Here is a 12221-nt window from a genome sequence, read left to right as displayed (position 1 = left end):
CACACAGAGAGGGACCTCGCATGGTGCAGGGCGGCACGCCGAGCTTCGACGCTGGCGTACCGGCCCGCGTGATCGCGGGCCGGTACCGGCTGCACACGCCCATCGGCGCGGGCGGCATGGGCGAGGTCTGGCAGGCGTACGACGAGCGACTGGACCGCCGGGTTGCCGTCAAGATGATGCTGGCCGAGAGCCCGGTCCCGCCCGGGTTCCAGGGCGCGGCCTTCGAGGAGACCCTGCAGACCCGCCGCGCCCGATTCCTGCGCGAGGTCCAGATCACCGCTGGCATCGAGCACCTGGGTGTGCCGGCCGTCTACGACACCGGAGCCGACGAGGCCACCGGACGGCTGTTCGTCGTTATGCAGCTCCTGCAGGGACGCGAACTGCAGACGTTCATCGACGAGACCGACTACGAATGCGAGACGGTCCCCGTCTCCTGGGCCGCGGCCGTCGGCGCCCAGATCGCCTCCGTCCTTGACACCGTGCACCATCACGACGTCGTTCACCGCGACATCAAACCGTCCAACCTGATGCTCACCCCCGGCGGCGTGGTCAAGGTCCTTGACTTCGGCGTCGCCGCCCTGCGAGGAGTCGGTACCCTGCCCCGCCTTACCCAGGTCGGCATGACCGTAGGCACCCCGCCCTACATGTCCCCCGAACAGAGCCTGGCCAACGCCGTGGGCCCCGCCGCAGACGTCTACGCCCTCGCCTGCGTGCTCCACGAACTCCTCACCGGCAAACCGCCGTTCACCCCCGACGACAGCCGCTCCCACATGTGGCACCACGTCCACACCCCGCCCCCGCCCATCCGCGTCCTGCGCCCGGATGTGCCTGCCGACATCGAGAAGCTCCTGCTGGGGATGCTCACCAAGGAATCCGAGCAACGCATGGACGCGATGGAGGTCTATGACGCCCTTCTGCCCTTCGTTCATGCCTCCACGGGCACCCCCGCCACGACCGACGAGGGCATCCTCGACCCCCGTCTGCCGTTCCTGCGACCCTTCGGCGGCCGAGCTCACAGCCCCAGGGGCGCCGCCTCGTACACCCCCACTGTCGTCGTTCGCTCGCCGCTTGCGCCTCCACCAGCAGCCGCACCGCAGGGGCCGGAGCCAGGCCCTGCCGCACTGACCGAGCAGGAGGCAGACGCGGTCTCCGACCGGGCAGCGCGGCTGGCTCAGGATGGCCAGTTCACCCAGGCCGCAGACGCACTCGCCGAGGCCATCGCGAGAGCCGCTGACCCGGAGCTACGAGAGGGCATGCAGTTCAGCCTCGCCCAGGTGAAGTTTCTGGCCGGAAGCCACCGCGAGGCTCTCGCGCTCTTCGAGCCGCTCGCCCACCACTACACCGACCGCTACGGCGACCGCGACGAGCAAGCCCAGCTGTGCTGGTACTACGCCGCGCAGTGCCGGATGGAACTCGGCGAAGCCACCGCCGCCATCCAAGCCTTCGACCGCGTCAGCGAGAACACGCCTGCGCCCGACGATGAGGACGCCGTCAACCGCTACTTGGACGCCCTCGCACGATTGATGAGTCTGCATGCCGCGGCGGAAAGCCTCCCCCAGGCACTGCACGTAGGCGACCGGCTGCGATCGGAGACCTCCCGCCTCCGGGGAAGCGACTGGCCCGGCTTGGGGCAGATCGACGCCTACCTCCGCCGTCTTCGTCAAGACCTGGGCTGACCAGCCTGACGTCTCCGGCGGCGTCAGGGCTGACAGGCGCGTGTTCCTGGTGCCCCGGGTCTTCGGGCGACCCTGGTTTGTAGGGGACTGACAAGGCATCCTGGCCGCGCTACCGGCCCCCGGAACAGCTATGCTTTTAGCTTCAGGGCGTTTCTCTGGCGGCCCCGCAGCGACTCCGCCGGTGGACAGCCGGTGGACAGACGCCTTTGGACAGTGCATCACAGGGTGGCACGGGTCAACCTGTCGCACGTGCTCTGATCAGGAAAAACGTCACCACACAGCACGACGAGGTACCAGGCAACACGATCGCTCATGGTCTCGTAATGCGTAGGTCTCGGGTTCGAATCCCGAAGGCGGCTCCATGGTGAACCCCAGGTCAGGCCTCTGACCTGGGGTTTCTTGTTTTGGTTCACCTTGGAATTCGGGTAAATCGGGCACCTGGGGTCTCTGCATCGTAATGCGTAGGTCGGAGGTGTGGTTTTCGTGACCGCGTGGAAGGTCTGAGCCTCTGAGCTGGGCTTTTGCTCATCGTGGAGGGGCGAGTCAGGCATACGCAATGGGTTTCGGTGGACAACCGGTGGACAGGCGTGCATGACGCTCCATCAGTGGCCTACCAGTGCCCCTGGGGCGACGGGTGAAATGCGATCGCCTTCGACGGGTCGATCGGTAGAGGCGGGACTGTCCGGTCCTGACAGGTCTCATCAAGTCCGGCTCGGGTCCTGGGGCGTGCGCCTGATCCCGCCCGCGTAACGCTCGACGCGCCTCGTCAGGCCATCCATCGGCGGAGCGCGGTGTCGCCGTCGGCCAGGACGACCCGCTGTGACGTGCCGGTGAGGGCGAGTCCCGCCACATGGGAGCCGTCTATGTCGAGATTGCGTACGTGGATGGGTTCCGTCGGCCACCCCGCCACGGGGTGCGGGCAGCGCACGACTCCGTCCGGCGCGCTTACGTCGAAGCCGCCGAGCCCCAGGCCGAGACCGTGACCCGTCAGCTTGACGACCGCTTCCTTCTTCGTCCACAGCCGGTGGAAGGCGCCCCGCAGCCCGAATCGCTGCTGCCGCTCCAGAAGTCCGTGTTCCCGGGCGGTCAGTACACGGCGGGCCGTCGCCGCGTGCGAGCGGTTGTCGAGGGGCTCCACATCGAGGCCCACCACGCCTCCGACGGTGCAGGCGATGGCCAGCACCGTGCCGCCGTGAGTGACGGAGAAGTCGAGTCCCACTCCGTTGCGGACGAAGGGTCTGCCGTGCGGGGCACGGCAGCGTGTGCACGTGCGTTCCACGCGCAGGGTCCGAGGGTCCATGGCCAGGTACCGCGCGATCAGCAGACGCTGAATCGCGCGGGAGGCGGTCCGCGGGTCCGGGCGGCTCGGTTCGTGTGCCGTACCGTCCGGCCACCCGGCCCGGGCAGCGAGCCGGGGCGGAAGGTGCTCGGCCTGGAACACCCAGAGGTGGCAGTCACCCGCGCGCGGCGGTGTGAGTGCCGCCTCTGTCGGCATCTCAGTTCCGGGTCGTGGGCGACAGCTCGAAGAGGTGTCCGTTGGGCGGCGTCGTGGTTGAGTGCACGGCGTCGCATCGCCAGCCGGCTTCCGCGAACGCCTTGTGCCATTCCTCCAAGGCGGGCAGGTACACCCCCATCAGGGCGTGGATCGTCTCGAACCCGAGCTGGAAGATGGGGGTGTCCGTCCGCGGGACCTCCTGCGTGCGCACCACGTCGCACAGCAGCAGCCGTTCGGCCCGGGGGAACACTCGTCGCAGTCGTTCGAGGGTCGCGACGCACGAGTCGTACGGCCAGAAGTCGTGGCCCATGAACACGCAGCTGATGGTGTCCACATCCGCGAACTCGGGTCGGGGCTCCAGCCGGAGCACGTCGCCCTGGTGGACGGTCATACGCTCGCCGAGTCCGGCCTCCCGGGCAGCGTCCGCGGCCAGTCGGACCGAGGCGGAGGAGATGTCGACACCCACGCAGCGGGCCTCGGGATGGCGGCCGGCCACGCGCACCAGCCGCTGTCCGGAACCGCAGCCGAGGTCGGCGATCTTACGGACCGGAGTACGCGTGAGGATCTCGTCGAAGAGCGCCTCGACCTCGCCGTCGCCGATGAGCCGTGAGCCGATCGCCACCGCCCGCATGTCCCGCCGGTAGAAGGCGCCGCTGCGGACCTCCTCCAGGGCCAGGCGGGGCGCCTCGGAGAACGCCTCGCCACATCCACGGACGAGCCAGTAGAAGTACCCACGGGCCGCGAAAGCGGCGTCGAACGCGGGGCCGGTGACGACGGTCTCTTCGTCCTTGATCTCCACGACCTCGGCCCAGTGCAGGGCGCGATACACGCTCTGCACGACCTCGTCGTTGAGTCGCTCGTCGCCCCCGTTCCCGAACGGTGCCGCGCCCGTCTCCGCCAGTAGGTCGAGCAGTCCCAGCTCCTGTGCGGACGACAGGGCCGTGGCCGCCACGTAGGAGGAGAAGATGTCCGCGACCGGGCCACGCGTCCAGGTGGCGGGGTCGGGCGAGTGGGTCTGAACAGAGGTCATGTCTGGATTCCCGTCATCTCGTTCCAAAGGCCTTCAGGTGGCGGCGGGCCGTGCGTCGTGCAGTTCCGCGGCCAGCGAGGCCGCGGTGGGATGAGTGAAGACGAGCCGCAGTGGGACCTCGTGGCCCAGGGTCTCCTGGAGCAGTCCTACGGCCTCCACGGCCAGCAGGGAGTGGCCGCCCAGGGCGAAGAAGTCGTCGTCGGGACCGACCGGGCGGTGCAGCAGCGACGTCCATACGGACGCCACGGCAGCCTCCAGGTCCGTGGCCCAGGTCGCGGACCGGGGGGTCGCCCCCTCGGCGGGCGCGGCAGCGGCCAGCCGTGCCCGGTCGATCTTCCCGTTGGGGGTTCGGGGCATGTCGTCGATCGCCACGATGTCCGAAGGCACGAAGTGGGAGGGCAACCGGCGGGCCAGCCATCCGCGCAGCACCGCGGCATCCGGTACGGCCTGCCCGCGGGGCCCTGTGACGAAGGCCACGAGGTGCCGGTGTCCCCCCTCGCCCACGGCCACCACCGCGGCGTCGCGGACCGAGGAATGGGTGGCGAGCACGGCTTCGACCTCGCCGGGTTCGATGCGGAAGCCCCGCACCTTGACCTGGCTGTCGCACCGTCCCAGGAAGCGCAGCTCCCCCTCGGCGGTCCAGCAGCCCAGGTCGCCCGTACGGTAGCCGCGTTCCCGTTGCGCCGTCGCCGGGAGGAAGGAACGGGCCGTGCGCTCTGGCTGGTTGAGGTACCCGCCGGCCACGGTCGCCCCCGACACCAGGATCTCGCCCGGGACCCCGACGGGCACGGCGGACTGCTCGCCGTCGACGACCTCGACCCGCACGTTGTGGTTCGGAGGGCCGAGGGGCAGAAACTGCTCGTCGCCCTCGACGCGGTAGAGGGTGGCGCCGATGGTGGTCTCGGTCTGCCCGTAGACGTTCGACACCCGTCGGCCGTCCGCGACCCAGCGGGCGGCCAGCGCGGGCGCGCACTCCTCCCCGGCCACCACGATGTCCGCGAGGCTCGGTACCTGGGACGGGTCGAGCCCCGACAGAACGGACGGAGGCAGCGCCACATGTGTGACCGTTCCGGCGCGGATCGCCTCCGCCAGGCCGGAGCCCGCCAGCACGACCTCGGGATCCGGCACGTACAGCGAGGCGCCGGCCGTCAGTGCGAGGAGCACCTCCCAGACAAAGGCGTCGAAGCTCGCAGGAGCGAAGCGCAGGACGACGTCCTGCGGGCGCAACCCGAAGTGGCGGCGCTGCCACAAAGCCAGATGGGAGAGCGGGACGTGGCCCACCGCGACACCCTTGGGGCGGCCCGTCGACCCCGACGTGTAGATGACGTACGCGTCGTCACCGCCCGCCGCCGTCGGCACCGCAGCGACCGGGCCGGTTTCGTGCGCCCACTCCTCCTCGAAGACCAGCTTCTCCGGCCGGAAGGCACCCTCCGGCACCGCGTCCCGGCGCGCCACGACGCAGTGCACGTCCGCGTCCTGGGCCATGTACGAGAGCCGGTCCGCCGGATAGGCGGGATCCAGGGGGACGAAGGCGGCCCCGGCGTGCAGGACACCGAGCATGACGGAAACCTGCTCGGGACACCGGGGCAGACAGATGCCGACCCGGCTTCCGGCCCGGACCCCTCGTCCGCGCAGGAACTTCGTGATCTGCTCCGCCCGCCGGTGCAGCTCGGCGTAGCTCCACTCCGCGCCCGCGGCGCGGACCGCGAGAGCGGACGGATCCCGCCCGGCGCGTTCGGCGATGAGCTCGTGGACCTGCGGGCCGGGTGCCGGGGCGGCTGCTCCGGTCGACCAGGAGCGCAGCAGTGCGTCTTCCTCCGGCACCGGTATGGGGACCGACCGCAGCGGCGTGTGAAGGTGGTCGGGCACCGCCCGCAGCATGGCCGCGAAGTGCGCGGCGAGCGTGCGCGCTCCGTCCGCTCCGCACACGTCGAGACGGTGGCGTACGACGAGCTTTGAGGTGGTGGAGGTCTCCACCACCTCGACGGCGATGTCGAACTGTCCCTCTTGGTGCCGGACGTCGTAGGCGCCGAGTGTCAGACCGGCAAGTTCCAGCCTGCGTGGCGACTCGCCCGAGGCGAAGAGGTCGAGTAGCGGAAGGCGCGTGGTGGTGCGTTGGTAGCCGAAGCCGAACTGTTCGACCGGCCCGGCGCCGGCGCCGCCCCCGAGGCGGGCGGCGATCTGCGCCAGGGACGGCTGAGGCCGCACCCGTGCGGACTCCACCAGGGTCTGGGCGTTCCGGACCGCATGCGCGAGCGGCTGCTCGGTCCGGTTGGCCGCACGCACCAGCAGCGGCTTCACGAAGTACCCCACGGCGCCGGGGAAGTGGCGCCGCCGCGCGGAGGTGACGGGACAGACCAGCGTGACGCCGCCGGACGGCTCGCCGGCATGTCTGTGCAGGACCTCCTGATAAGCGGTCAGAAGGACGGGGAACAGGCTCGCATTCGCAGAGCGTGCGGCCGCCCGTAGCCGTGGCAGCAGTTCGGCGGGAAGGTCCAGTTCTGTGGTGCCGGTCCCGGTCCGGCGCCGACGGGGTACGAGGCCGGGCAGGCCCACTGTCCCGGGGTCCGGTCCCTCCGGCGCGGCGTCGGCGTGCCGTGTGGTGTCCGGGGCCGCCGCGTCGCGGATCTCCTCCAGGACGAAGTCCGCGTAGGAGGAGGAGAGAGGTGGAAGGGACGGTTCCGCACTGGTGCGCAGCGCGCCGTAGAGGGTCAGCAGGTCCTCGACGATCCTGCCGTGGGACAGGAAGTCGGTGACGATGTGGTGGGCGACCACCACCAGGACGCCCTCGTCGGCCGACAGCCTGAAGAAGCCCGCCCTGACGCAGCCGGCGGGCTCCTCCAGGCGGAAGGGCCGGTCGACGAACTCCTGCACCCGCGGCCTGACGGTGTGGGCCGTGCTGCCGTCGGTGTCGTGTACGGCGAATTCCGCCTCGTACGTGGGGGGAACGGTACGCCGAGGGCGCCCGTCCGGGCCCTGCTGGAAGCCGCTGCGGAGCTGTTCGTGCCGGGCCAGCACGGCCGAGAACGCCGCGCGGAGTACCGCGGTGTCGACGGGAGAGGCCACCAGCAGGGCCAACGCGGCGTTGTACGCCGTACTCTCCGGGTGAGCCTGATGGTGCAGCCACAGGTCTTCCTGTCCCGGAGACAGAAGGGGGGACTGATCCATGTCGTCCCTACACCTTGCCGACGACGAGATCGACCAGGTCGCCGACGGTGTGGAGCCCGGTGAGTTCCGCGTCCAGCACCTTGATCGAGAAGTGCCGTTCCAGGCTGCTGACAAGGTCCATCTGGGTCAGTGAATCCAGGTCCAGATCGTTCTCCAGGTGGTGCGCCGGGGCGATGTCGTCCGGTGCGGACCGGGTGAGTTCGCGGATGAGCGGGGTGAGTTCCTCAAGGACCTGGTTGCGGGTCAACGCCGGGACTTCCCTTCTGGGGCGGGTGAGCGCGGGTACAACGAGACGGGTGGAGGAGCGGGACTCACGGCATGCGTACGACGAGGCCGGAGTAGGTGAGCCCGGCGCCGAAGCCGAGCAACAGGACGTACTCGCCGTCGCGCGCGTGGCCCTGCTCCCGAAGTGCGGACAGCGCCAGCGGGATGGAGGCGGAGGACGTGTTCCCGGTGCGGGAGAGATCGCGAGCCACCCGCTCGGAAGGGATCCCGAGAGACGCGGCCACCGTGTCGAGGATGCGTACGTTCGCCTGGTGGGGGACGAGCCAGGAGATGTCCTCCAGCGCCACGCCGGCGGCATCGCAGGCGCGACGGGCGACGTCCGGGAGGGCCTCCACGGCCCACTTGTAGACGAGCGGGCCACGCATCCGCACCTCGGGTGCCGCGTCGTCGTCCGGCATCTCGATGTAGTCCGCCCGCCCTCCGTCGTTCCCCCACACGACGGGCCTGATGTCGTCCTGGCCGGACCCCTCCACCACCACCGCGCCGGCGCCGTCGGCCATGATGGCGAACGTGTCGGTCACCGCCGGCGAGGTCCAGTCGGTCAGCCGCTCGGCGCCGACGACCAGGGCGGTGCGTGCCGCTCGAGTGCGCACCAACGAGGAGGCCGTGGTCAGGGCGTAGGTGAAGCCCGCACACGCCGCGTTGAGGTCGAACGTCCCGGCCCGCTCGCATCCCAGTGCGTGGGCGGCCTGTGGAGCCACGGCGGGCATCGGCCGCTGGTGCGTGGCGGTCGCCACGATCAGCAGATCCACGTCCTGCGGGCTTACCCCGGCGTCCGCCAGCGCCGCGCGTCCGGCCCGGGCGGCCATGGTGGGGAGTGATTCCTGATCCGTGGCGTGGCGCCGTTCCTTCACTCCGCTGCGCGAAGATATCCACTCATCGCTCACATTCGCGCGACGCGATATTTCCGCATTGGTGACAACCGTCTCGGGCCGATACGCGCCGATCCCGCTGATGCGAGCGCCAGGAAATGTGGACACGTGACATTCCTTCCGAGAAAACAGGTCGGCAATCCAGCGCCGGGCCGCGTACGCGGTGCGGTGGGTGAGAAACAACGGATATGCAAATCCGAAGGTGAGGGCCCAACGAGCGATAAGTAATCGAAGCGCTTCGAAATAGTTAGGAAAGGACAGCCTGTTCTGCCCGGGCGTCTCCTGGACACAGGGACTCGAGCAGCCGGGCCAGCTCGCGGGGTGCGGACTCGAGCAGGTGATGTCCCCCCGGTACCGCGAAGACGCGGGTGGCACCCGAGGTGACGGCCGCCCAGGCGGCGGCGTCCTCGGCGCCGATCTCGTCGTCCGTGCCGTGGACCGCCACGACGTCACACCGGACGGTCGGGAGCGCCGTGTGGTCGTGGTACTCGAAGGCGCGGATGTCGGCACGCAAGGCCGGGATCATCAAATCGAGCAGCCGCTCCCCGAACGGACCCGGCGGGAGTCGGCCGCGGCCGAGCAGCCAGCTGCCGAGCTCGTCCCGGCCCAGTTCACCACGGCCGAACGCGGATGGCCGCACCGCTTGGGGCGCCAGCTGACCGACGACGATCAGGGACTCGGGCCCAGGTAGCCCCGACGCCTCGATACGGCGGACCGCTTCCAGGGCCGTGGCCGCGCCGGAGCAGACGCCCACCACGTGATACGGCCGCCGATCCGCGGCGATGAGCGGGAACATCCCGGCCGCGAGGTCGTCGACCTGCGCGGCGAGCGTCTCGCGGGGAGCCTCCGCCAGCCGGTTCTCGCGGCCCGGAAGACGCACCGCGCGCAGGGCGACTACGGGATTCAGGGCCTGCGTCACCCCGTGCCAGCCTGCCGCGCCGTGGCCGGCGTCACCGAGGGCATAGACGACGTATGGGGCCGACGCGTCATGGTCCTCGCGCACCAGGAAGCGTCGCGTGAGTGAATCCGTGGGGGTGGAGGTGCCGGCAGGGCTCGATGCTTCGGTCACGTTGCCGCTCTCCTGGTCGTGGGGGTCGCTAGGAAAAGACGGTCGAAGTTGTCGAAGGCGTGTCGAAGCGCTTCGACGATCTATCCTCACACCGGGTGATTATTGATGTCAACGGGTTTCCGTTCATCCCCTGACTGGGGACCGGATTCGTCAAAAATGTCCACCTTTTTCTTGATGCCCGTCGGGGGTTGACAGTCAGTGAAAGCGCGTTCTACGGTTCTGGATAAATTCGCCTTCGGCTGTCTTTTTCTGCCGCCCGCGATGACGGGCTCCGAATTTCCGTCCGCGCCGTTTTCATTCGCTTTCCTTCACTTTTCCCAGCCTCGGAAGCACGGTTTGGAGACCGGTATGGAAGAAACCCACCTGGTTCGCTGGTTCGACAGCGTCCGCGGTTTCACCAAGGAGTTGTGGGACCACGTACTGGACAGCGGCACATCGATCTCCGAACTGTCGGCGAGCGTGCCGGAGTTGGCGCACCTCATGCACCTGGTCGACACGTTCGAGGTCCGCTCCGTCCTCGAGGTCGGGTTCAACATCGGCTTCTCCAGCCACGCCTTCCTGGCCGCCTCCGACAGCGTCGAGGTGGTGTCCTTCGACCTGCCGGAGAACAAGGCGGCCCTGATCGGCAAGGAGTTCATCGACCGCCGGTTCCCCGGCCGCCACCGACTGATCACCGAGGACTCGCGCACCGCCCTGCCGAAGTACGTCGCGGAGCACGGCGAGGCCCTGTTCGACTTCGCCTTTGTCGACGGCGGACACGACTACGACGTGGCCAAGGCCGACATCGAGCACTGCCGAGTGCTGTGCCGGCCGGGAAGCCTGATCGTCGTCGACGACCTCACCCCATGGGTGCCCTGGGGCGTCGGCCCCACCCGCGCGTGGACGGAAGCGGTGGAGGCCGGCGACATCAAGCCGGAGGAGATCTACCTGGACGGTGTCCTGGCCGACCGCATCGAAGGGCCCGCCGACCGTGTCTGGGCTCAGGGACGTGTCAAGTAGGAGTGGCCGGGGCGGGATTCGGGAGAGGAGAAGCCGTGCCCGATACCGGTGAGGTCCGCGGCACCGTCGAGGAGGCGTGGTCTGCGGCGCTCGGGAAGGGCAGCAGCGGCGAAGAGGACTTCTTCACGCTGGGTGGTACCTCGCTGTCCGCGGTCGAGCTCATGACCCGCGTGGAGTCGAGTCTGGGGATCGAGTTCCCCGTGGAGCTGCTGTTCAGCAGTCGCGCACTGTCCGAGATCGTCGACGAATGCGAGCGCAGGCATCGTGACCTCCTTTCCCGCCGTGGGCCGACTGCCTGACGCCCTGTCGTCCACCGTCACCTTCTCGGGCTGCCACGCAGGCCGCCACGAGCCGACCTGGGCGCAGCAGGAAGGCCTGATGCTCCAGCGGAGCGCGCGGTTTCTGGAGAGGAAGGGCAGTCACGCACGCTTCGACGGTCCGCTCGACGAGGCCGCCGCGCTGCCTGACGTACTGCGGGCGATCCGCCTCGCGGTCGAGCACTACGACAGCCTGCGCACGCGGTACCGATCCGACGCGGACGACGGTGTCGTGGCGATCGTGGCCGGGGACGGGCAGATCACCGTGCGCGTGTACGAGGCGGACGGCACTGAGGTGTCACAGATGGCGGCATGGGTGATCGAGGCGCTGTCTGGCGAGTCGTTCGGCGAGGACGACCTGCCGTTGAGGGCCGCCGTGATCACGGATCGGGGCGTGCCGAGACGGCTCGTCCTGTACGTGCATCACCTGTCCGCGGACGGCGCGGCTCTGTCTCTGCTCCACGAGCGGATACGTCGGCTGAGCGCCGATCCCCGGGCCGGTTTCCCAGCCGCCTGGCAACCCCGTGAGATCGCGGAATTCGAGGCGAGTGAGGCTGGTCGCCGACAGGCCCATGTCGCGGACGAGCGGCTGCGGGGCCTGTGGCGGGAGATCGCGGCGCTCGGCCCGGTGGCCCGGCCGGGCACCGGCGCTCCCCACGGGTTCGTCGCGGCCACCCTGCGGTCGCGGGCCGTGGCGGCCGCAGCGGACGTCCTGGCGCGCCGATACGCGACCAGCGTGCCGTCCGTCATCACGGCCGGCTTCGCCGCAGCGCTCGGACGCCTCATCGAGCGGGACCGGTACGCGCTGCTGCTCGCCGTCGGCAACCGGGGGCGCCCGGAGCTGCGCTGTTCCGTGGCGAACCTCAGCCAGCTCGTCCCGGCGGTCGTCGACGTACGGCCGGTCGACTTCCGGGAGGTCTGCCGAAGCACGGCGCTGGCGGCCCTGCACGCCTACCGCAACGGTCACCACGACCCGTCGCGCCACAGGGAGAGCATCACCCTGGCCGGCCTCCCGCTGGACCCCGCCCTGCCGTACCTGGTCAACTCCCGCAACGACGTGGCCGCGACACCGGCGACGACGTCTCCGAACCAGCAGACGCGGCGGGTGAGGGAGTTGCAGACGCAGTCAGCCGTCGAAGTGCTGGACCTCGGTGAGGACCCCCAGTACTTCAGCCTCGGTCTCTCCGTCTTCGGCGCGGACCACCTCATGATGATGGGAGACCGGGCCGCGTTCTCGGCGGCCGAACTCGGAACTCTTCAGAACTCCCTGGAATCCGTGCTCGTCGAAGCGATGTGAGCGCCAGGCTGAC

The 12221-nt window shown here is 69.6% G+C and carries 10 protein-coding genes; 4 read left to right on the top strand and 6 right to left on the bottom strand.

The window, feature by feature from the left end; genetic code table 11:
* The first annotated feature begins 20 nt into the window (after nucleotides 1–20).
* Entirely contained in the window at nucleotides 21–1676 is a 1656-nt protein-coding gene (locus tag ACFYZ8_RS20225) for a protein kinase (RefSeq protein WP_389049862.1), read from the top strand.
* 766 nt (nucleotides 1677–2442) lie between these two features.
* Here the strand turns inward: ACFYZ8_RS20225 and ACFYZ8_RS20220 are convergent.
* The 6 genes from ACFYZ8_RS20220 to ACFYZ8_RS20195 form a co-directional block, all read right to left on the bottom strand.
* Nucleotides 2443–3171: a 4'-phosphopantetheinyl transferase superfamily protein gene (locus ACFYZ8_RS20220; protein WP_359030748.1), complete on the bottom strand. Its 729-nt coding sequence runs from the start codon at nucleotides 3169–3171 to the stop codon at nucleotides 2443–2445.
* A gap of 1 nt (nucleotide 3172) precedes the next feature.
* A complete protein-coding gene (locus tag ACFYZ8_RS20215; RefSeq protein ID WP_359030749.1) occupies nucleotides 3173–4201 on the bottom strand; it encodes a class I SAM-dependent methyltransferase in 1029 nt (342 codons plus the stop codon).
* Nucleotides 4202–4234: 33 nt separating this feature from the next.
* Nucleotides 4235–7369: an amino acid adenylation domain-containing protein gene (locus tag ACFYZ8_RS20210; protein WP_388537480.1), complete on the bottom strand. Its 3135-nt coding sequence runs from the start codon at nucleotides 7367–7369 to the stop codon at nucleotides 4235–4237.
* A gap of 7 nt (nucleotides 7370–7376) precedes the next feature.
* Nucleotides 7377–7616 carry a phosphopantetheine-binding protein gene (locus tag ACFYZ8_RS20205; protein WP_359030751.1) on the bottom strand — a complete coding sequence of 80 codons (240 nt, stop codon included), beginning with the start codon at nucleotides 7614–7616 and terminating at the stop codon, nucleotides 7377–7379.
* 64 nt (nucleotides 7617–7680) lie between these two features.
* Nucleotides 7681–8634 (bottom strand): beta-ketoacyl-ACP synthase III, encoded by a 954-nt coding sequence (locus ACFYZ8_RS20200; RefSeq protein WP_359030850.1) that lies wholly within the window; start codon nucleotides 8632–8634, stop codon nucleotides 7681–7683.
* 139 nt (nucleotides 8635–8773) lie between these two features.
* Nucleotides 8774–9595: a thioesterase II family protein gene (locus tag ACFYZ8_RS20195; protein WP_388537478.1), complete on the bottom strand. Its 822-nt coding sequence runs from the start codon at nucleotides 9593–9595 to the stop codon at nucleotides 8774–8776.
* 348 nt (nucleotides 9596–9943) lie between these two features.
* On the opposite strand from ACFYZ8_RS20195, the gene ACFYZ8_RS20190 reads away from it, so the two are divergent.
* The 3 genes from ACFYZ8_RS20190 to ACFYZ8_RS20180 are packed head-to-tail and all read left to right on the top strand — an operon-like array spanning nucleotide 9944 to nucleotide 12208.
* Entirely contained in the window at nucleotides 9944–10594 is a 651-nt protein-coding gene (locus ACFYZ8_RS20190; protein ID WP_359030753.1) for a class I SAM-dependent methyltransferase, read from the top strand.
* Between the two features lie 35 nt (nucleotides 10595–10629).
* Nucleotides 10630–10893: a phosphopantetheine-binding protein gene (locus tag ACFYZ8_RS20185; protein ID WP_359030754.1), complete on the top strand. Its 264-nt coding sequence runs from the start codon at nucleotides 10630–10632 to the stop codon at nucleotides 10891–10893.
* A complete protein-coding gene (locus tag ACFYZ8_RS20180; RefSeq protein ID WP_359030755.1) occupies nucleotides 10877–12208 on the top strand; it encodes a condensation domain-containing protein in 1332 nt (443 codons plus the stop codon). The genes ACFYZ8_RS20185 and ACFYZ8_RS20180 overlap by 17 nt, the downstream gene beginning before the upstream one ends.
* Nucleotides 12209–12221: the final 13 nt, after the last annotated feature.

The sequence above is a fragment of the Streptomyces sp. NPDC001668 genome, from assembly GCF_042893155.1.
In the GTDB taxonomy this organism is placed as follows: domain Bacteria; phylum Actinomycetota; class Actinomycetes; order Streptomycetales; family Streptomycetaceae; genus Streptomyces.
The sequence above is the reverse complement of the archived record's forward strand: the minus strand, read 5'-3'. Positions and strand labels throughout refer to the sequence as shown.